This window comes from Oscillibacter sp. UBA6647 (assembly GCA_002455655.1).
Taxonomy (GTDB): Bacteria; Bacillota; Clostridia; order Oscillospirales; family Oscillospiraceae; genus Oscillibacter.
On sequence record DKLF01000121.1, the window covers coordinates 2,585 to 23,333 of the forward strand.

Genomic DNA, 20,749 nt, shown 5'->3' on the forward strand with positions numbered 1-20,749 from the left:
CCGGAATGCAAAGCGCCATTTATTATTACGTGCTCTTTGCCGTCACGGCGATGATTTTCCACGGTCTTCTGGGCCGCTCCACCCGGACACTGACGGACAATGCGGCACTGGCCGCGAAAACCCTCGGCATGGGCCTTGTGGCGCTGTACGGGCTGAACGAGCTTGTCTATCGCCTGACCCATGCGCTGATAAACAATCAGACCAATCTGAACGATGTCAGCATTTCCGCCCGGATTGACACCGCACCCCTGAGCACACTGCTCATTGTGCTGTTTCTCGCCCCGTTTGTGGAGGAATTTCTCTTCCGCGGCCTTGTCTTCGGCGGCTTGCGCAGCCGCAGCCGCACGGTGGCCTATCTTGTAAGCTGTGTGTTATTTGCGTTTTTACATGTGTGGCAGTATGCCTGGGGAAATCAGGACGTGACCTATTTCTGGCTGATGCTGCAATATCTTGTGCCCGGCGCGGTGCTTGCCTGGGCCTATGACCATTCGGGAACCCTGTGGACCTCCGTGGCGCTGCACGGGCTGGCCAACGCGCTGAGCGTGCTGGTTTCGCGGCTGTAAGCGGACAAATTAGAAAGGTTTTGCTATGACAATTCCCCACATTCAACAACTGGACCCCCATGTGGCAGACCTGATTGCCGCCGGCGAGGTGGTGGAGCGTCCCGCCAGCGTGGTGAAGGAGCTGGTGGAAAATGCCGTGGACGCGGGTGCCTCCGCCATAACGGTGGAGCTGCAAAATGGTGGAATGCGCCTGATCCGCGTGACGGACGATGGCTGCGGAATCGCCCGGGACGAACTTCCCACCGCATTTTTGCGCCACGCCACCAGCAAACTCCGCGCCGCAGAGGATTTGGCGGGCGTGGGCACGCTGGGTTTTCGGGGCGAAGCACTGGCGGCCATTGCTTCCGTGAGTCGGGTGGAGATTTCCTCCTGCCGCCGGGGCGAAATCGGCGCATCCCTCCGTTTGGAGGGCGGCATTGCGGAATCGGTGCGGGACGCGGGGGTCCCGGAGGGGACCACCATCGCCGTCCGGGATTTGTTTTTTAACACCCCCGCGCGGCTGAAATTTATGAAAAAGGACAGCGCGGAAACCGCGGCGGTAAACGGCCTGATGCAGCATCTGGCCCTGAGCCATCCCGAGATTTCCTTCCGCTTTATCAAGGATGGGACCGAAGCCCTTCACACCCCCGGCGACGGAAAGGCGGGCTCCGCCATTTACGCCGCCCTTGGCCGGGAATTTGCCCGCACGCTCACACCCGTAGAGGGCCGGGGCGGCGATGTATCCGTCTCCGGCTTTGTGACAAAGCCCCTTTTGGGCCGTGGCTCCCGCTCTATGCAGACGTTTTTTGTCAACGGTCGGTTTATCAAGTCCCAGCTTCTCACCGCCGCGCTGGAGGAGGGATACCGCAATCAACTGATGAAGGGGAAATTCCCCGGCTGCGTGCTGCGAATTGACCTGCCGGTGACGGAGGTGGACGTGAACGTCCACCCTGCCAAAACCACCGTGAAATTTTCAAGGGATCGAGAGGTGTTCGACGCGGTGTACCACACCGTGCTGGACAGTCTGGCCGCGGACGGACTGCCGCAGGCGACAGCTCCCGCACCGGAGACGGTGGTGAATCCCCGGGGGGATTTTTACCAGACCATGGACGCGAAAGCCTTTCGCCACAGCGCCCTTTCCGGAAGCGGCAACGCCGGAACCCAGTGGCGAGTTGCGGACCGGGCGCAAATCCCGGAAGAAAAATCCCCCGCTTTTACCGGGTGGAACACCGAGCGGCCCTCCTCCGTCCGTGTGGCGGACAGCGCCCGGGAATCGTTTGCATACGCGCCCTCTCATCCGGTTGAGCTTTCCGTTCCCGTTTCCGGCGGCTTTTCTGCAAACGCGAAAGTCTCTGACGCGACTTTGAACGAGGAAGGCCGAACGGTGGACCCTCAAACAGAGACGTCTGCACGCGTTGCCGAAGGCGCGTATTTTCCCCAGCAGCCTACCGATTCCACGCCCGCAGGGCCGCAGGAAACGGACAAAAAACCCTTTGTCCCCGCCATTCCCATGGAGCAGGAGACTTTGCCCCTGCCGGGAGAGCGGATGACACAGGACGGGCCGGAGGCCCCCTGGCGCATCGCGGGCGAGGTTTTAAAAACCTATATTGTCTGCGAGGACGAACACCAGAACGTGTGGCTGATCGACAAGCACGCCGCCCACGAGCGGGTCAACTTCGACCGCCTGATGGCATCCCAGCAGCCGCCTATGCGTCAGACTCTGCTGCGCCCTGTTGCGGCGGAGCTGTCCCGCGAGGACTGCGCGCTGCTGCTGGAAAACCTTCCTCTGCTGGAATCTTTGGGCCTTGCCTGTGAGGACTTTGGAGACGGGGCGGTTTTGGTGCGGGAGGTCCCGGCGGATCTGGACGCGGCGGACATTCCCGCCACGCTGGAGGAACTGGCTGAAAATCTGCGCGCCGGGCGCAGTCCCACGGAAAAGCGGCAGAACCTGCTGCACACCATCGCCTGTAAGGCCGCCATCAAGGCAGGCTGGGACAGCGACGAAAGTGAGCTGCGGGCGCTGGTGGACAAGGTGCAGTCCGGCGAGGTTCAATACTGCCCCCACGGGCGGCCCGTGAAGGCGCGGATGACCAAGTATGAGCTTGAAAAAATGTTTAAACGGGCATAAAAAGAAAGGAGCCATCGTATGGCAAATCGATTTGTAAAAATAGAGCGAGAGGGAACGCTTAACGGCAGTGAAATCTGGGTGGACCGGGAGACAGGCGTAAACTATTTCTTCCACTTCAGCGGCTCCGCCGCCGGGCTGACCCCTCTTTTGAATGCCAACGGAACCCCCATCGTCACCCCGCTGAGCCCGGAGGACTGATATGGCGGAAAAGCTCATCTGCGTGGTGGGCCCCACCGCCTGCGGAAAAACGAAGCTGGGTATCCTGCTGGCCCAAACATACAACGGAGAGGTCATCTCCTGTGACTCTATGCAAATTTACCGGGGCATGACCATCGGCACCGCCGCCCCCACGCCGGAGGAGACGGAGGGAATCCCCCACCACCTGCTGGCCGTGGCGGACCCGGAAGAGAGCTGGTCCGCCGCCCGGTACGTCTCTGCCGCCACATCGGTGGTGGAAGATATTCTGGCCCGGGGGAAACGTCCTGTTTTGGTGGGCGGCACCGGGTTGTGGCTGGACGCGCTGCTGCGGGGCCACGGCTTTGCCCCCGGCATGGCGGGCGGCGTTGTCCGGGCGGCGTTGGAAGCCCGACTGGAGCAGGACGGCATCGGTCCCCTATTAGAGGAACTGCGCCGCGTGGACCCCGTTTCCGCCGAAAAGCTTCATCCCGCCGACGAAAAGCGCATTCTCCGCGCATTGGAGGTCTTCCACGAGACGGGACAGACCATCTCGGCTCACAACGCCGCCGAGCGGGCAATGCCTCCCAGATTTGACGCGGTGAAAATCGGGTTGCGGTTTGCCGACCGGGCCGACATGAAGGCACTGATTGACCGCCGGGTGGACGCCATGGTGGAAGCAGGGCTTTTAGACGAGGTTCGCGCGCTTTTAAGCCGTGGCCTTCCCCGCAGCGCCACCTCTATGCAGGCCATCGGCTATAAAGAGTTCGCCGGGGTTCTGGCCGGGGAAAAAACCGAGGGCGAGGCCGTCGAGGAAGTGAAGCTCCGCTCCCGGCAATACGCTAAGCGCCAGCTTACCTGGCTGCGGCGGGACCCGTCCGTCCGCTGGATTGAATGGGAAAAAACCAGAGATTTTGTCCGCGCCATGCAGATTTCGACTGAAATCCTCTCCGAGGAGGGCTTATTCTAGGTCCAAGGCGGGCAGAGAAAGCTCGGTCCGCTTGAAAAAAAGAAAAGGAGCGGATACATATGCAGAACAAATCAAACTTGCAGGACATTTTTCTCACCAAGGCCCGTCGGGATCGGGTCCCCGTCACGCTGTTTTTGATGAACGGCTTTCAGATGCGGGGGATCATCACAGGGTTCGACTCCTTCGTGGTGGTTCTGGATTCCGAGGGCAAGCAGCAAGTGATTTACAAGCACGCCATCTCCACCATCGCCCCCGTGCGGACGGTGGACCTGAATGAGGAATAACCGGGCGAAGTAAAGATGGCGCGTCCCGCCCAAAAGACAAAGAAGGTACCTATGAAAAAACACAACGCTCCGAAAATCGAATCCGTCAGAAGCACGGAGGAGGAAGCGGCCCATGGAAACACCGCCGGGAGAAAGGGCGGAGCGCTGGGCACCAAAGCCTTAACTGCCTTGATTTTTTTGGCTGTTTTGACCTACTTTGGAGTCAAGGTCTATCAGGCCTATGCCGACCCGCTGATTACCGCTGTGGCCTATTCCTATCAGGTGGAGGACACCCTCTCCGTCACTGGCTTTCTGGTGCGAGACGAGCTGGTACTGCCGGACTCAGGGGGCGGACTGCTGCGGCTGACCCGGTGGGAGGGCGAGCGGGTAGCCGCAGGCGGAAAGGTGGCGCAGATTTATTCCGACCAGGCATCCTTGGACCGGCAGACGGAGATTGACAAGCTCCAGACCCGTCTGGACCAGTTAAACTACGCGTCGGAGGCGGCCTCTGCCAGCGAAGCGGCCCTTCAACTGGACAGCCAGATCGCGGAAACGCTTGTAACCATGCGCCGGGCTGTGGCCGCAGACCGGCTGGACACGGCCACCGGCAGCGTGGCGGAGCTAGAAGCACTGGTACTGCGCCGTGATTACACCTATACGGATGCCGAAGAGCTGAAAGCCCAGACGGCGGAGCTAAAAAGCCAGCTTACCACGCTGAAGGCACAGTCCGCCGGCTCCTCTCGGACGGTGACGGCCCCAAAGGCAGGGCTGTATTCCGCAGTGGTGGATGGCTATGAGACGGTTTTGACGCCCGATACGCTTGACGCCCTGACCCCCTCTACCCTTGGCAGCCTACAGCCCTCCGAGACTACCGGCGACGTTGGAAAGCTGGTGATGGGAGAGACGTGGTACTTCGCAGGTGCTTTTTCCGCTTCCGACGCAAAGGCCCTTGTTCCCGGCGCCACGCAGACCCTGCGGTTTGCCAAGGGCGTGGACCGGGATTTGAGCGTCACCGTCCAGTCCGTCAGCGAAGCGGAAAACGGGCGGGTGGCCGTGGTATTCCGCGGGCGCTCCTATTTGGCGCAGCTTACGCTGCTTCGCCGCCAGTCTGCCGACGTGATACTCTCCTCCTACTCGGGCATCCGGATTCCCCAGCAGGCCATCCGGGTGAACGAAAATGGGGAAGCCGGTGTTTACTGTATTGTAGGCGTGGAGGCCTGCTTTAAGCCTGTGACCGTGCTGTGGTCGGGAGATGACGATTACGCCGTAGTCCGTGCGGAAGGGGTTGGCAAGACTGCCCTACGCCCCGGCGACGAGGTGATTCTTTCCGCCGAGGGGCTGGAGCACGGCGCGGTGGTCAATTACGCGGGCTAGAGAAAGGAAGGCTTTTATGTCGATTGGAGAAAATGTCGCGCGGGTGCGCGCCGAAATCGCAGCGGCGGCCAAAGCCGCAGGCCGTGATCCGGCGGAGATTACGCTGGTCGGGGCCAGTAAAATGAATGACGCCGCCGCCTGCCGGGAGGCCATCGCCGCCGGAATCGACGCGCTGGGAGAAAACCGGGTGCAGGAGATGACGACTAAGCTGGCTGAAAACGCCTATGACGGCGCGCCGCTCCACTTCATCGGCCATTTGCAGCGCAATAAGGTGCGCCAGGTGGTGGGAAAGGCGGCGCTGATTCAGTCTGTGGGCTCCGACACGCTGCTGGAGGAGATTGAAAAGCAGGCGGAAAAACTGGGAATTGTGCAGGACATTCTTCTGGAGGTAAACGTGGGCGGCGAAGAAGCCAAAAGCGGCTACGACTCCGCATCCATTTCCACCGCTGCCCAGAAGGCGATGGAACTGGCCCATGTCCGGCTGAGGGGACTGATGACGGTACCCCCCATCGAGACAAAGCCGGGGGAAAATCTTGCAAATTTTGAAAAAGTCGGCAGGCTTTATGTTGACATAAATCAAAAACTATATGATAATACACTCGATATCTTGTCGATGGGGATGAGCGGGGACTATCCCGACGCCATCCGCGCCGGAGCCACCATGATCCGCGTGGGAACGGCCATTTTTGGCCACCGGGCGTACCCCGCCGCAAATCAGGAGGGAACTTTATGAGCCTTTTGGATGAACTGAAAAAATGGACCCATCCCTACGAGGATGAGGACGAGGACTTTGACGATTTTGACGGACCGTCTCGCAGAGAGAGCGCCTTTGAAGAGCGCAAGTCTTCCCGCGGGGAGGAGCGCCACAACAAGGTCGTCAACATTCACGCCACAACGCAGTTGAAGGTGGTTCTGGTGAAGCCGGAGCGGTTTGAAAACGCCTCGGAAATTGCGGACCATCTGAAGGACAAGCGCACCGTGGTTCTCAATCTGGAATCCACCAATAAGGACGTGGCCCGGCGGCTGATCGACTTTTTGTCCGGCGTGGCCTACGCCGGCGAGGGCAAGATCAAAAAGGTGGCCGCCAATACGTACATCATCACACCCTATCATGTGGACATTCAGGGAGACCTGATTGACGAGTTGGAGAACAACGGCCTTTATTTCTAAGTCTGTCTGCCCGGGGAGCCCGGGAGAAAAATCTATGAAACCGGCGTCCCCGCGGACGCGGAGGGGGTTATTGCATTGCTGACACCGCAGGAGGTTTCCGGCCATGCGTTTGCAAAGGCCGTGATGGGCGGCTACAACATGGCCATGGTGGACGAATTTCTGGACGAGGTGACCGACGATTACACCGCGCTGTACAAGGAAAACGCGGCATTGAAGGCAAAAATGAAGGTATTGGTCGAAAAGGTGGAGGATTACCGCGCCACGGAGGACTCCATGCGAGCCACCCTGCTCACCGCCCAGAAGATGGCCGACTCCATCGTCCGGGAGGCGGAGGCAAAGCGTGACCAAATGCTGCGGGACGGGGAAATTCACGCACAGGAGAAAATTGGAGCTTTGCGCCGCGAGGCGGAGGAGATGCAGGAGCGCCTGCGTCTCGGTCAGCGGGAACTGGCGGCCTTTTCAGAGCGGGTGCGCGGCCTGTGCCGCCAGCAGCTTCAGTTTTTAGAGCAGCTCCCTCAGGCGGAGGTGAGCGCACCAGCTCCGTCCGCGCCGGAAATTCCCACCGGAGAAATCGAAGCCAGCATTATGGGCTCCTTCCGGCAGGAGGAACCCGCCCCCACAGAAATTCCGGCGGAGGAGTTTGCCGGGGAATCCGTGCCCGTTCAGACGATTCCCGCCCAAGCCGAGCCGACGCAGCCCGAAGAGCCGGCCCGGCCTGCGCCGGAGCGCACACCGGACCGCGTGGAGCAGCCTGCCCCGACAGAAGCGGAAAAGGGCGACGAATTTCCCTATCCCGAGGGGAACCCGTTTATTCCCATGTCGGAGGAGCCAACCAAAAAAATTGAGCTGGACGAATTGAAGTTCGGACGGAACTACAACCGGTCCGAATAAGCCGCTGGAAGCAGAGAGTTCCGCCGGACGATGCGTTCGGCGGGGCTTAGGCTTTTCGGGCCACGGGCACGATGGAGCGCACAAAGCCGTTCAGACCGAGAGGGCTTTTAGGAGCTGCCTGCCGGTTTGGGACGGTTTTGCCTTTTTGTGGGCTTCATTCGGGAAAGGAAGGACTCTTATGCAGCGGGAAACCAGACCCATTGCGGCGTTTCTTTATGACTTTGACAAAACCCTGTGCACCACCGATATGCAGGACTATGCCTTTATCCCAAGTCTTGGAATGGCCCCGGCGGAATTCTGGGAACAGGCCAACAGGTTTGGACATGAAAACCGCATGGACGGGATTCTTGCCTATATGTACACCATGCTGCGGGAGGCAGGCCGGAAAAACCTGCCCTTTACCCGGGCGGAGCTGGTGGAAAAAGGTCGCAGCATTGTCCTGTTTCCCGGCGTGGAGGACTGGTTTTCCCGGGTGAACGCCTTTGGCGAGGAGCAGGGCGTGCAGGTGGAGCACTATGTTATCTCCTCCGGCCTGCGGGAAATTATCGAGGGCAGCCCCATTAGCGGGGCGTTCAAGGAGATTTACGCCAGCGAGTTTTATTACGACGAGCAGGGCCGCCCGGTCTGGCCCAAGCTGGCGGTGAATTTCACCGCCAAGACCCAGTTTGTCTATCGGATCAACAAGGGCGTGCTGGACGTGTCCAACGACCGGGATCTCAACGCCTCCATGCCCGACGACGGCAAGCGCGTCCCTTTTACAAATATGATCTATGTGGGGGACGGCCTTTCCGATGTGCCTTGCATGAAGATGATGCGGGCCTACGGCGGTCAGGCCATCGCCGTGTATCAGGCGTCCAACCGGACGGGGGTGGAGGATTTACTGGCCAAGGGCCGGGTGGACTTCATTTTTCCGGCAGACTACTCCCCCGGAACGGCGCTGGAGGAGACTGTGAAAAACATCCTGCGGCGCATGGCAATCACCGAGCAATTGACGGAGGAAAACACCCAGCAGCTCCGCTCTATCGGGCGGTGCGAGCTGCCGGAGCAGGCCTGTCTGTTTTAAATGCAAGAATTCTCTTTACACGCTGTATAGTTTCTGTTAAACTATACAGCGTGTAATTTTGTGCCTGCATTTTCGCGGAACGCGGGCGCGGGCTATGGGAGGCTGCCTTGCATTCCCCCCGTCAAAAATGGCGACACCTCCGGGTTAAGTGCAGTTTGATTTTAAAGAGAAGATGATTCGGCGGCGGATCAGTGCGAAGGAGAGAGAAACAATGAACACGGAATTTTCAAGAACCCTGTCCCTTTTACGGCAGGAGCGGGGCGTTTCCCAGCGGTCGGCTGCGGGAGAGCTGGGCATTTCTCAGGCTCTTTTGAGCCACTATGAAAACGGGGCACGGGAGCCGGGCCTTGCGTTTGTGGTGCGGGCCTGTGAATACTACCATGTGTCGGCGGACTTTTTGCTAGGCCGGACGCTTACTCGGGAGGGAGGCGCGCTGACGGAGGACGATCTTGTCAGCATGGCGGATCAGGGAAACATTCTGCGGGGAAGCGTTCTTGCCACCCTCCAATCTAAGCTGATCGGCGGAGCGGTGAGCGTTTTGTTTGATCTTCTGGGCAGGCTCAACGACAAAGACGCGGTGAACGAAGCTGCACAGATGCTGGGTGGCGCCGTCTACATTCTCTTCCGCCGCTTGCACCGGGCCGGGGGCGGCAACGAGTCCATGTTCTCCGCTCCGTCGGAGCTGGTGTCCATGGGCCTGCCTGCCGCCGGAATGAAGCTGGCGGAGACGCGGTACGTCCGCTCACTGGAAACCCTGCGGTCCCAAAAGACCGATTTTCCTGACACCACAGGGGAGACGCTGAGCAAAAGCTATCCCGGCAGCGGCCAGTGTATCACGCAGGTGCTTCACAGTGCGGACGCAAGGGTTGCGGCCCTTGTGAAAGAGTGAGAAAATGGGCTTTCAATCTCTGTCTTTTCTGCTATTGCTGGCCCTGACGGCGGTTCTTTGCCCTCTGGCTGCGAAAAAAAGCAGGTCGGCGGGAATCGCGCTGTTAACGCTTTTTTCCGTGATATTCTACCTGTGGGGGCTGGGGCCCCACGCCATGCTCGGCCTTGCCGTGCTGGTTTTTGGAAGCTTTGTGACCTTTACCGCCGCGCGGGCTTTCCACTCCAGGCGGGAAACACCGCGCAAGTGGGTACTAGCCATCGCGGCGGCGTGGCACATCGCGGTGCTGCTGGGCTTTAAGTATCTGGGGTTTTTCACAGGCGGAACCGTCTCTCCGGGCTGGGCACCCTTGGGCCTGAGCTTTTTTACCTTTCAGCAGCTATGGTTTTTAAAGGAAGTCGCCGCCGGGGAATTTTTGCCGACGGAGTTGAGCGGACTGCGGCAGAACGAATTTGCGCTGTTCTCCCTGTTCTTCCCCACCGTGTCCTCCGGCCCCATTTTGCGCCCCAGTGGGTTTTTCCCCCAGCTTCGGGGCGAAAAATTTCTTCGTCCCGACTGGGACGACCGGGCGGCGGGACTGTACGCCATTTCCTTCGGCATGGCGAAAAAGGTCCTGCTGGCGGATTCTCTGGGCGCGGTGGTCAACGGCGGCTACGCGCATTTGGACGGACTGACCGCCCCGGGGGCGTGGCTTGTCATCTTGGGCTATACCCTGCAACTGTATTTTGACTTTTCCGGCTACTGCGACATTGCCGCAGGAGCGGCCCGGCTGCTTGGCCTGCGTCTTCCCATAAATTTCGACTCGCCCTATCGCTCCTTGAGTGTGGGAGAGTTTTGGAAACGGTGGCACATCACGCTGACCACATTTTTGCGGGAGTGCCTGTACTTTCCTCTGGGAGGCAGCCGCCGAGGTGAAATGCGGACCTATGGCAACATTCTGCTGGTGTTTCTTGTCAGCGGGTTCTGGCACGGGGCAGGCTGGACATTCCTCGTCTGGGGCCTGCTTCACGGTCTTGCGCAGGTCATAGAGCGGGTCGGCGGGGCGCGGCTTACCCGCCTGCCAAAGGCTTTGCGTTGGGTGGGAACGTTTTTATTTGTGAATCTGGCGTGGGTGTTTTTCCGCGCCCCGTCTTTTTCGGCGGCGGCATCCGTTTTGCGAAGCGCTTTTTCCATCCATGGGGGCATCCCTCCCTTCCTGACGGAAAACCTGCTCCCCTCGGAGACAACCGCCCTTTCCGCGCTGGGGCTTGGCTCAAACGCGGGCAAGCTACTGCTGGCAGCAGTATTTTTCATCGCACTGCTTGCTGCGCTGAAGCCGGGAAACACCATCCGTCGAATGGAAACCTTCCGACCAACCTTCCTGCGGGGTGCGGTTTGCTGCATCCTTTTGGCGTGGGCCGTGCTGTCGTTTTCGGGGGTGTCCACGTTTATCTATGCGAATTTTTGAGGAGGGCGCTGTGAAAAACAGAAAAAAGCGCTGGGCTGTGGGGCTTTTGGCAGGCTTTATGTTCATTTTGTTTCTCTGCGCCGGAACGGTACGGGCGGTGGACCCCTTTTTCCACTACCACGCCCCGGACCCGGAGGGGGAGGTTTGGTTTGACGAGCGGTATCAGGCGGCGGGCCTTTTGCGAAGCCAAAGCTATGAAACGGTGCTGATGGGCACTTCCCTTGCCGCCAATTACCGCCCCTTCTGGTTCGACGTGTTTTACGACACCTCCACCGTGAAGGTGACTTTTCCCAACGGAGGGTTTCACGAGTTTACCCAGGCTCTGGACTACGCCTATACACGTCAGGACGTGAAACGGGTGATTTTTGGTTTGGACCCAAACATTCTGGCCCGCCCCGCGTCTGACGCGCCGGACCAGCTTCCAGATTATCTCTATGACGACAAGCCGTGGAATGACACGGAGTACCTTTTCAGCAAGGATGTACTGCTTCGCGCCGTTTACGCCGCGGGAGAAAAGGCGCAGGGGCACACCCTTCCCTTGCAGGACGCGTTCCTGTGGGACGGAACCATGTATTTCAGCCGGGAGCTGGCCCTTGGCAGTTATGAGCGACCGGAAATTGCGGACAAGCCCCTCTCGGCTGACGCATTTTTAAAAGACTGCGACGAAAATCTGACGGTGGTGACAAGCTGGCTGGAGGCCCATCCCGACACGGAGTTTGTCTTTTTTCTCTCACCGTACAGCATCCTCTATTGGGACAAAATGCAGCGTCTGGGTGAAACCGACGCGGTGTTTTCCCTGCTGCGCCGCACGGCGGAGACGCTGCTGCCTTATAAAAACGCAGACCTTCAGTGCTTTTTGACCGACACGGACACCATCTGCGATCTGGAAAACTACGCCGACCACATCCATGTGGCGGGCCGGGTGACCTATGCCATGTCTCAGGCCATGCCCGGGGACGAATACCGTCTGACAGAGGAGAATTACCGTGATAGGCTGGACGCGCTCCACGCCTTTGTGGTAAACTACGACTACGAAAAAATTTTCGCGTAAATCGCGCCGCACCCCCTGTGGGGCAGGCGCCAAGGAGGCTTTCCATATATGACCGATCAGTCTCATATCCGCAACTTTTCCATCATCGCCCACATCGACCACGGCAAATCCACGCTGGCCGACCGGCTGCTTGAAAAATGCGAGGCCGTCTCCGCCCGTGAAATGTCCAGCCAGCTTCTGGACAACATGGATTTGGAGCGGGAGCGGGGCATCACCATTAAGGCCCGGGCCGTAAAGCTGAACTACAAGGCACAGGACGGCGAGGTTTACGAGCTGAACCTCATCGATACCCCGGGCCATGTGGACTTCAACTACGAGGTTTCCCGTTCTCTTGCCGCCTGCGAGGGAGCCGTTCTGGTGGTGGACTCCACGCAGGGCGTGGAGGCGCAGACCCTTGCCAATACCTATCTTGCCATGGAGCACAATCTGGAAATTCTGCCGGTGTTCAACAAAATTGACCTGCCCGCCGCCGACCCAAAGAAGGCGAAGCAGGAGGTGGAGGACATCATCGGCCTGCCCGCCATGGACGCGCCGGAGATTTCGGCGAAAATGGGCATCAACATCGATGCGGTACTGGAGGACGTGGTGAAGCACGTCCCTGCTCCCAAGGGGGACCGGGCTGCGCCTCTGAAGGCTTTGATTTTTGACAGCCAGTATGACGCGTACCGGGGCGTGGTGGTCTATCTGCGGGTAATGGACGGAACCCTCCGCCCGGGGATGCAGGTAAAAATGATGGCCTCCGGCGCGGTGTACGGCATCGTGGAGTGCGGCCATCTTCTGCCGCTGGGGCTGGAGCCCTGCGACGTGCTGGAGGCCGGCGAGGTGGGTTATTTCACCGCCAGCATCAAAAATGTGAAGGACACCCGGGTGGGCGACACGGTGACAGGCGCAGAGCGCCCGGCGTCAGAGCCGCTTCCCGGCTATCGCCCCGCGCAGGCCATGGTTTACTGCGGCATCTACACTGAGGACGGGTCTGAGTACCCCGACCTGCGGGACGCCCTTGACAAGCTCAAACTGAACGATGCGTCTCTTTCCTTTGAGCCGGAGTCTTCTGCGGCGCTGGGCTTTGGCTTCCGGTGCGGCTTTTTGGGAATGCTGCATATGGAGGTGATTCAGGAGCGGCTGGAACGGGAATTTGACCTGAATTTGGTGACTACCCTTCCCTCCGTTATCTACCACGTGACGAAAACCGACGGGACGGAGCTTACCGTGGACAATCCTCATAACTACCCCGACCCCGCCGCCATTTTGGACGCGCAGGAGCCTTATGTGAAGGTGTCCATTATCAGCCCCAACGAGTATGTGGGCAACATCATGCCTATGTGCCAGAACCGGCGGGGAGAGTTCAAGGACATGCAGTATCTGGACACGAATCTGGTGGAGCTGCATTATCAGATGCCCCTCAACGAGATTATCTACGACTTTTTTGACACCCTGAAAGCCAACACCAAGGGCTATGCCTCGCTGGACTACGAGCTTTCGGGTTATCGGCCCAGCGACCTTGTGAAGGTGGATCTGCTGCTCAACGGCGATCATGTGGACGCTTTGTCCTTCATCGCCCACCGGGACAAGGCCTATCCCCGGGCACGGCGGCTGTGTGAAAAGCTGAAGGACAACATTCCCCGCCAGCTTTTTGAAATTCCCATTCAGGCGGCCATCGGCGGCCGGGTCATCGCCCGGGAGACGGTGAAGGCCATGCGCAAGGACGTACTTGCCAAGTGCTACGGCGGCGACATCACCCGAAAGAAAAAGCTGCTTGAAAAGCAGAAGGAGGGCAAAAAGAAAATGCGCTCTCTGGGTACCGTTCAGGTCCCCACGGAGGCATTTCTGGCTGTTCTCAAGCTGGACGGGGACGAATAATTTTTATGAGCAATGCCCGGGCCCTGTTGGGGCTCGGGCATTGCTTACATGAAATAAAATTCACAAATCCTAAATAATATATCATGAATTATAATTATTTAATTTTTTTCAAAAACAAATAATAAGCAAATTGTTTGTAATTAGAGGAATTTTTAGAAATACTTAAATTTTATTGCATTTTTTCACAAAAAAATTATGCATATGTATTTGAATATTTCTATATGGGATATTGACGGAAGCTGCAAAATGGCGGATAATATAAATTGTAAATAAAAGTAAACTCACAAAGAGCAGCCAAACACTACAGGATTAAATATATCTGGTGTTTTGGCGAGTCGTCGATTTGGACTTGAGGGGAGATCTGCATTTGAAAAAAGAAAGGCGTCAGCCCTCAGAGAGCTTTCTCGTGGCGGCGCTGCTGGCAGTGTCCGGCGGCGTGCTGGACGCATATACCTATCTCTGCCGAGGCGGTGTCTTCGCCAATGCCGAAACGGGAAACATCGTTTTGCTTGGTATTCGTCTGGCTCGGCGGGAGTGGGGGGCGGCGCTGTCGTATCTGGTTCCGATCTTTGCCTTTGCACTGGGCGTGCTGGCCGCGGAGATGATAAAAAGCCGTCGCTTTTACAAAGTTGGTCGCTTCCACTGGCGGCATTTTACTCTGGGAGCGGAGATGGCGGTGCTGATTCTGGTTTCCTTTATTCCTCTGGGAGATGCCGACGGGGCGGTAAACGCGCTGGTTGCGTTTGTATGTGCCATGCAGGTGGAGGCGTTCCGCAAGGTGCAGGGCCACGCCTTTGCCACCACTATGTGCACCGGCAACCTGCGCAGCGGGACAGAGGCGCTGTATGCGGGCGCTCTGCATCGTGACAAGGTGCTGCTGAAAAAAGGGGCGTATTACTATGCCGTCATCAGCTTTTTTATTGTTGGAGCAGCGATAGGGACCGCGCTGTCCGCCCTGTTTCCCCAGCAGACGGTGCTCGGAGCCGTGGGTTTTCAGGCAGCGGCTTTTGTGGCAATGATTCTGCGGGAAAAAGAGTAGGTTCAAACCTTGTCCGCCCTGTGCGGGAGAAATCGGGCTTTCCAAACACGGCAGTGTGGGCGAACCTCTGCGCCTTCGGGAGAAAGAATTTCTTAAAAAATGGCGGGAAGCGGGTCTTCCCGCATTCCGCCACTTTTTCTCTTTAATTCATTCCCTCGAGAAAGGCCGATTTTTTCATGCAATATACTACGTGCTCTAAAAACAGAGATGTGACGGCCGAGGGCGTGACATCCCGCTTGAGGGCGATGCCCACCTCCCGAAACTGAGTGATATCCATGGGCAGGCGAACAATGTTGTAACGGTTGGGCCGCAAAATCAAATCATGCACAATGCTCATGCCCAGACCGCACTCCACCATGGACAGCAGGGCAAAGTCGCTGGTCACCTCATAGATGGTTTTGGGAGAGGCCCTGAGATGGTCCAAAAAGCGGGTGATTTCATAGTCCTGCACCTCCTTGAGGTTTACAAAGCTCTCCTCCGGCAGGCGGCTGACGGGAAAGCAGGGCTCGTTGACCATGGGATGCTCCGGCGGTAAAATGGCCACCAGCGAATCCTGAAAGAGATAGGTGGTTTCAAATTCACCGGCGGCGGGCATGGCCAGAAAGCCGCAGTCGATCATGCCACGGCGCAGCCAGTCGGTAATATTGCAGTATTCTCCCGTGAAAAGCTGTATCTGAATATTGGGATATTTTTCATGAAACAGACGCAAAACCGATGGCAGCACACTGGTGGACAGGCTTGTAAAGCAGCCCACCCGCAAAAGCCCGGAGTGAACCCCATGGAGTTCAGAAACCGCAAAATTCAAATCCCTGTAATTTCTGACGATTTCCTGAAGCTTCGGCAAAAGATTCCGCCCCTCCGAGGTAATCTCTATGCCGGAGCGATTGCGGGTCAGCAGCGTCACCTGCCACAAATCCTCTAAATCCGCAATCATTTTGCTCACGGCGGACTGGGTGTAGCCCAGATCGTTTGCCGCCTGCGTGATGCTGCCGGTTTCAATCGTCCGCAGATAGGCAATGTATTTCCGAATGCTCATGGAAAAATTTTCAACTCCCTTTTGCATTCCAAATTAGAATGTTATGTAAAAAAATAATTCGCTTTCTTATTTCTTCATTAAACTATACAATAGATGCTAGGGGATTTCAACAGTTAGCTGTGTCAATTCCCAAACAAAAGCCGTTTTTCGGCTTTGGCAAGATAAAAAGGAGGAAGTGTCATGGTTCGCTATTCGTTCATCGGCGCCACGGGATATGTCTGTGGGGAGCTGCTTAGGATGATGGTCAATCATCCCGAGGCGGAGCTTATCAACGTGCTGGATACCTTTGGGGTGGGCAGCAAAATTCAGGAGTCTCATCCCGCTCTGCGCGGCTTTTACGACAAGGACATCATGGAGCTGACGGAGGAAAATGTACGTCTTACTGCCCGGGCGAGCGACGTTGTGTTCATTGTCGTCCCCTCCGGCGAGGTGGTTCAGTTCGCCAGAATTGTTCTGGGTGAGGGCAAGAAACTCATCGACATCGGCGCGGATATCCGCTTCCGGGACGCCGAGGTCTGGAACAAGTGGTACAGCGCCGAGCATCCCGACCCCGAAATGACCCGGGAGGCTGTTTACTGCATTCCCGAAGTGATGCGCGATCTGGCAAAGGGCAAAAACCTGATTGCGAACCCCGGCTGCTATCCCACCGCCTCCACTTTGGGTCTCCAGCCCATGCTGAAGGCAGGCCACATCGTGGAAAACACCATTGTAATCGACGCCAAGAGCGGCTACACCGGCGCGGGCCGCCGACCGGGGCTGAACAAGCTGCTCACCGAGGCGGAGAATAACTTCTGCGCGTACAGTCTGGCCGCATCCCACCGCCACACCCCCGAAATTGAGCAGAACATCGCCTACATTACCGGCCGGGATACCATGAAACCGGAAACCTGGCAGTACATTAACTTCCAGCCCCACCTCCTGCCTCAGGTCCGCGGCATCGAGGTCACCATTTATGCCACGCTGGACCGGGACTATACCAACGACGAGCTCTATCAGATGTATTCCGAGTTTTACAAGGACGAGCCTTTTGTCATGGTCTTCCCTGCCAGCCAGCCCGTGCAGACCAAGTGGGTTTACGGCACAAACCTGTGCGCCATGACTCCCGTGTATGACGCGCGGACCCATCGTCTGATCGTCAGCTCCGTAATCGACAACATCGGTAAGGGCGCGGCGGGCCAGGCCATTCAGAACATGAACCTCATTATGGGCCTGCCGGAAACCACCGGCCTTCTGGTCCCGCCCATGTATCCATAATTTTCAGGTTTGCTTCCCATTCATATTCAGAGAGGAGTCATGCATATGGCATATCAAGTGATTCAGGGTGGAGTTACCGCTCCCAAGGGCTTTACAGCCGGAGCTGTTTACGCGGGGATTAAAAGCCGCAAAAAGGAAAAGCCCGACGTAGCGGTTTTGTATTCCGAGCAGCCCTGCGCCTGCGCCGCCTGCTTCACCACCAACAAGTTCTGCGCCGCCCCGGTGATTTTGGGCCGGGAGATTCTTAAAAAGGGAAAGGCCCGCGCCATCGTCATCAACAGCGGCAATGCCAACGCCGCCACCGGCGAGCAGGGCATCCTGGACGCAAAGCTGGTGGAGACAGAGACGGAAAAGCTTCTGGGTCTTGGCGAGGACGAGGTGTTTGTCTGCTCCACCGGCGTTATCGGGCAGCGTCTGCCGGTGGATAAGGTGCTGGACGGCGTGCGCCGCGTGGTGCCTAACATGTCCGCCGACAAGGGGACAGAGGCCGCCTGGGCCATCATGACAACCGACACCATGCGTAAGGAATCCGCCTATGAGCTCACTCTTTCCGGCGGAACCATCCGCATTGGCGCCATGGCAAAGGGCTCCGGCATGATCCATCCCAATATGGCCACCATGCTGGCCTATGTCACCACCGATGCCAAGGCCGACTCCGCGGATTTGCAGAAAATGCTTTCCGCCGCGGTGGACAAGAGCTTCAATATGTGCACGGTGGACGGAGACACCTCCACCAACGACTCCATCTTCCTGCTGGCCAACGGAGCCTCGGGCGTGGAAATCAAAACGGAAGAGGACAAGGCGGCTCTGGCGGGCCTGATTGAGTACATCTGCATCGACATCGCCCGGCGCATCGCCTCTGACGGAGAGGGCGCCACCCACCTCATCGAGGTGGAGTCCTATGGCCTGCCCACCGAGCATGACGCGCGGCTGGTAGCTAAGTCCATCGCGGGTTCCATGCTGTTCAAGGCCGCTGTCTTTGGGCGGGACGCCAACTGGGGCCGCATTATGGCCGCCGCGGGCTATTCCGGCGCGGATGTGGACCCCACCCGGGCGGACTGCATCATTAAGAGCGCCGCCGGCGAAGTACAGGTGATGAAGGACGGCTTCGGCACCGATTTTAGCGAGGAAAAGGCCACGGAAATCCTCACCGAGCATGATATCACCATCATCGTCCGTTTCTATCAGGGCGACGGGCAGGCCAAGGCCTGGGGCTGCGATCTGACCTATGACTATGTGAAGATCAACGGCGACTATCGCTCTTAAGGAGGGTACATATGACCAACATCGCAAGCAAGGTGGAAACTTTGATGGAGGCGATGTCCTACCTGCAAAAGTATGCCGGTAAAATCGTCGTTATCAAATACGGCGGCAACGCCATGATCAACGAAGAGCTGAAGGACGCCGTGCTGCATGACGTGGTGATGCTAAAGCTCTTGGGCCTAAAGCCTGTGCTGAGTCATGGCGGCGGTCCCGGCATCAACAAGATGCTGGAAACGCTGAATATTCCCGTGGAGTTTATCGGCGGCCTGCGCTACACCTCCGAGGACATTATGCGGGTGGTGGAAATGGTGCTGGTGGGGCAGGTAAACACCGAACTGGTGGGCTTTATTAACAAGCTTGGCGGCAAGGCCGTGGGCCTGTCCGGCGTCAGCGGGGACATCTATCACTGCCACAAGCGCAGCGAGGAGCTGGGCTTCGTGGGCGACATTGATTACGTGGACCCCACCTCCATTCTCGCCATGCTGGACGCAGGCTTTATCCCCGTGGTTGCCCCTGTGGGGACCGACGGACAGGGCCACACCTACAACATCAACGGCGATACCGCCGCAGGCAAGCTTGCCAGCGCGCTGGGTGCGGAAAAGCTGGTGCTGCTGACGGACATTGAGGGCCTTTGCAACGACATCAAGCTGCGGGATGTCATCAGCTATCTCAACACCGGGGACATTCAGATGCTCAAGGACCGGGGGACCATCGCGGGCGGCATGATTCCCAAGGTGGACTGCTGTGTGCAGGCCATCGAAGAGGGCGTTGGCAGCGTGCACATCATTGACGGGCGCAAACCCCACAGTATCCTGTACGAAGCTTTTACCGACGAGGGCATCGGCACCACCGTGGGGACGGAGCGGCCCAGCCTCGGCATTAAATAACCAAAACAATATTTCAGATAACTACAAGGAGGGAACCACCATGATTGAGCTCTACAAAACCAACGCGGAGGTCATCGAGGCCGGTGACAAGTATCTGTACGGAAACCATGTCCGTATGCCCATCTCCATGGAGCGGGGCGAGGGCGCCTATGTCTTCGACAAGGACGGCAACAAGTATCTGGACTTTGTGGGTGGCATCGCCGTCAACGGTCTGGGCCACTGCCATCCTGCCATTGCCAAGTGCCTGCGGGAGCGGGCGGAGACGATTCTGCACTGCTCCAACTATTTTTACAACGAGCCTGCCGTGCAGACCGCCAAGCTGATTGTTGAAAACAGTTGCTTTGATAAGGTTCTGTTCGCCAACTCCGGCGCAGAGGCCAATGAGGGCCAGATCAAGCTGGCCCGCAAGTTCGCCAAGGACCACGGCCATCCCGAGCGCTTCGTGGTTATCACCATGAAGAACTCCTTCCACGGCCGCACACTGGCCACCGCCACCGCCACCGGCCAGTATGCCGTCCATCGCTTCTTCGAGCCCCTGCCCACCGGCTTCCGCTATGCCGAGTTCAACAATCTGAACTCCGTAAAGGATTTGATGGACGAGTATGTCTGCGGCATCCTCACCGAGCCTGTGCAGGGCGAGGGCGGCGTTCGTCCCGCTTCTCAGGAGTTTTTGCAGGGCCTGCGGGACCTGTGCGACGAGAAGGGCATCTTGTTGATGTTTGACGAGGTGCAGGTTGGCTCCGGTCGCACCGGCAAGCTGTTTGCCCATCAGAACTACGGCGTGGAGCCTGATACCTGCTCCATGGCAAAGGCGCTGGGCTCCGGCGTTCCCATCGGCGCGGTGTGCGCCCGTGGCGAGGCCACCCAGACTCTCACCCCCGGCACCCACGGCTCCACGTTCGCCGGAGGCCCCTTGGCCTGCGCGCTGGCTGCCACCACGCTGGACGTGATGCTCAACGAGGGCGTGATCGACCACTGCGCCAAGGTGGGCGAATACTTCCGCCAGCAGATGCGGGACGTGATCGCCGCAAAGCACCCCTCCGCCGTGAAGGAAATCCGGGGCCTCGGCCTGATTGACGGCATCGAGCTGAATCAGCCCTCCGGACAGCCGGTGGTGGACCTATGTTTCAAGGACAGCAAGGTGCTGATCAACAACACCAACGGTAACGTGCTGCGTTTCGTGCCTCCCCTGATTGTCACCGAGGCGGAGATTGACATTGTGATTAAGGCCGTGGACGACGCCATGACCAAGCTGGGCTGGTAATAAAGCCCTTCCCGGCAGCCCCTTTTCTCCGCGGGCCGCATTCACGGCGCGGGGAAGAGGGCAAGTCCGGCCCGTTAGCGCCCGAACCCCTGCATGAGTGGTTTTCGGAGAGAAAAGGGCGGCATAACTGCGAAATGTCGGTTATTTTATCGAAGAGAAGGACTCACCAAATTACCGTAAAAGCACA

General features: G+C 58.1%; 20 protein-coding genes. 19 read left to right on the forward strand and 1 reads right to left on the reverse strand.

Features of this window, described 5'->3' with window-relative positions; all coding sequences use genetic code 11:
* The 15 genes from B2W96_RS08925 to B2W96_RS08995 all read left to right on the forward strand — a co-directional run.
* The coding region (locus B2W96_RS08925; protein ID WP_293009938.1) for a CPBP family intramembrane glutamic endopeptidase at positions 1-563 on the forward strand (563 nt) is incomplete at its 5' end.
* A gap of 25 nt (positions 564-588) precedes the next feature.
* Positions 589-2,670, forward strand: coding sequence for a DNA mismatch repair endonuclease MutL (gene mutL / locus B2W96_RS08930; protein ID WP_293009939.1), 2,082 nt, complete (start codon positions 589-591; stop codon positions 2,668-2,670).
* Positions 2,671-2,688: 18 nt separating this feature from the next.
* On the forward strand, positions 2,689-2,868 hold the full coding sequence (locus tag B2W96_RS08935) for a DUF6440 family protein (RefSeq protein WP_293009940.1): 180 nt from the start codon (positions 2,689-2,691) through the stop codon (positions 2,866-2,868).
* Between the two features lies 1 nt (position 2,869).
* The gene (miaA, locus tag B2W96_RS08940; RefSeq protein ID WP_293009941.1) at positions 2,870-3,814 is read left to right on the forward strand and encodes a tRNA (adenosine(37)-N6)-dimethylallyltransferase MiaA; all 945 of its coding nucleotides are present in this window, start codon (positions 2,870-2,872) and stop codon (positions 3,812-3,814) included.
* A 59-nt stretch (positions 3,815-3,873) separates the two neighbouring features.
* Positions 3,874-4,098 carry an RNA chaperone Hfq gene (hfq, locus tag B2W96_RS08945; RefSeq protein ID WP_293009942.1) on the forward strand — a complete coding sequence of 75 codons (225 nt, stop codon included), beginning with the start codon at positions 3,874-3,876 and terminating at the stop codon, positions 4,096-4,098.
* Between the two features lie 51 nt (positions 4,099-4,149).
* Positions 4,150-5,451, forward strand: a complete 1,302-nt coding sequence (locus B2W96_RS08950; protein ID WP_293009943.1) for an HlyD family efflux transporter periplasmic adaptor subunit — start codon at positions 4,150-4,152, stop codon at positions 5,449-5,451.
* Positions 5,452-5,467: 16 nt separating this feature from the next.
* Positions 5,468-6,184 carry a YggS family pyridoxal phosphate-dependent enzyme gene (locus tag B2W96_RS08955; protein WP_293009944.1) on the forward strand — a complete coding sequence of 239 codons (717 nt, stop codon included), beginning with the start codon at positions 5,468-5,470 and terminating at the stop codon, positions 6,182-6,184.
* Positions 6,181-6,621, forward strand: a complete 441-nt coding sequence (locus B2W96_RS08960) for a cell division protein SepF (protein WP_293009945.1) — start codon at positions 6,181-6,183, stop codon at positions 6,619-6,621. The genes B2W96_RS08955 and B2W96_RS08960 overlap by 4 nt, the downstream gene beginning before the upstream one ends.
* A 75-nt stretch (positions 6,622-6,696) precedes the next feature.
* On the forward strand, positions 6,697-7,512 hold the full coding sequence (locus tag B2W96_RS08965) for a DivIVA domain-containing protein (protein WP_293009946.1): 816 nt from the start codon (positions 6,697-6,699) through the stop codon (positions 7,510-7,512).
* Between the two features lie 178 nt (positions 7,513-7,690).
* Positions 7,691-8,575, forward strand: coding sequence for an HAD family hydrolase (locus B2W96_RS08970; RefSeq protein WP_293009947.1), 885 nt, complete (start codon positions 7,691-7,693; stop codon positions 8,573-8,575).
* A 211-nt stretch (positions 8,576-8,786) separates the two neighbouring features.
* Positions 8,787-9,464, forward strand: coding sequence for a helix-turn-helix domain-containing protein (locus B2W96_RS08975; protein ID WP_293009948.1), 678 nt, complete (start codon positions 8,787-8,789; stop codon positions 9,462-9,464).
* 4 nt (positions 9,465-9,468) lie between these two features.
* Positions 9,469-10,908: an MBOAT family O-acyltransferase gene (locus B2W96_RS08980; RefSeq protein WP_293009949.1), complete on the forward strand. Its 1,440-nt coding sequence runs from the start codon at positions 9,469-9,471 to the stop codon at positions 10,906-10,908.
* 10 nt (positions 10,909-10,918) lie between these two features.
* Positions 10,919-11,959 (forward strand): hypothetical protein, encoded by a 1,041-nt coding sequence (locus tag B2W96_RS08985; RefSeq protein WP_293009950.1) that lies wholly within the window; start codon positions 10,919-10,921, stop codon positions 11,957-11,959.
* A gap of 48 nt (positions 11,960-12,007) precedes the next feature.
* On the forward strand, positions 12,008-13,819 hold the full coding sequence (gene lepA / locus B2W96_RS08990; protein ID WP_293009951.1) for a translation elongation factor 4: 1,812 nt from the start codon (positions 12,008-12,010) through the stop codon (positions 13,817-13,819).
* Positions 13,820-14,186: 367 nt separating this feature from the next.
* The gene (locus B2W96_RS08995; protein ID WP_293009952.1) at positions 14,187-14,858 is read left to right on the forward strand and encodes a YoaK family protein; all 672 of its coding nucleotides are present in this window, start codon (positions 14,187-14,189) and stop codon (positions 14,856-14,858) included.
* 142 nt (positions 14,859-15,000) lie between these two features.
* Here the strand turns inward: B2W96_RS08995 and B2W96_RS09000 are convergent, their stop codons facing one another.
* The gene (locus B2W96_RS09000; protein WP_293009953.1) at positions 15,001-15,894 is read right to left on the reverse strand and encodes a LysR family transcriptional regulator; all 894 of its coding nucleotides are present in this window, start codon (positions 15,892-15,894) and stop codon (positions 15,001-15,003) included.
* A gap of 180 nt (positions 15,895-16,074) precedes the next feature.
* On the opposite strand from B2W96_RS09000, the gene argC reads away from it, so the two are divergent.
* The 4 genes from argC to B2W96_RS09020 are packed head-to-tail and all read left to right on the forward strand — an operon-like array spanning position 16,075 to position 20,562.
* Positions 16,075-17,148, forward strand: a complete 1,074-nt coding sequence (argC, locus tag B2W96_RS09005) for an N-acetyl-gamma-glutamyl-phosphate reductase (RefSeq protein WP_293009954.1) — start codon at positions 16,075-16,077, stop codon at positions 17,146-17,148.
* Between the two features lie 45 nt (positions 17,149-17,193).
* Entirely contained in the window at positions 17,194-18,414 is a 1,221-nt protein-coding gene (gene argJ, locus B2W96_RS09010) for a bifunctional glutamate N-acetyltransferase/amino-acid acetyltransferase ArgJ (protein WP_293009955.1), read from the forward strand.
* Positions 18,415-18,425: 11 nt separating this feature from the next.
* Entirely contained in the window at positions 18,426-19,298 is an 873-nt protein-coding gene (gene argB, locus B2W96_RS09015) for an acetylglutamate kinase (RefSeq protein ID WP_293009956.1), read from the forward strand.
* Positions 19,299-19,338: 40 nt separating this feature from the next.
* Complete coding sequence (locus B2W96_RS09020; RefSeq protein ID WP_293009957.1) at positions 19,339-20,562, forward strand: aspartate aminotransferase family protein; 1,224 nt, start codon at positions 19,339-19,341, stop codon at positions 20,560-20,562.
* Positions 20,563-20,749 lie beyond the last annotated feature (187 nt).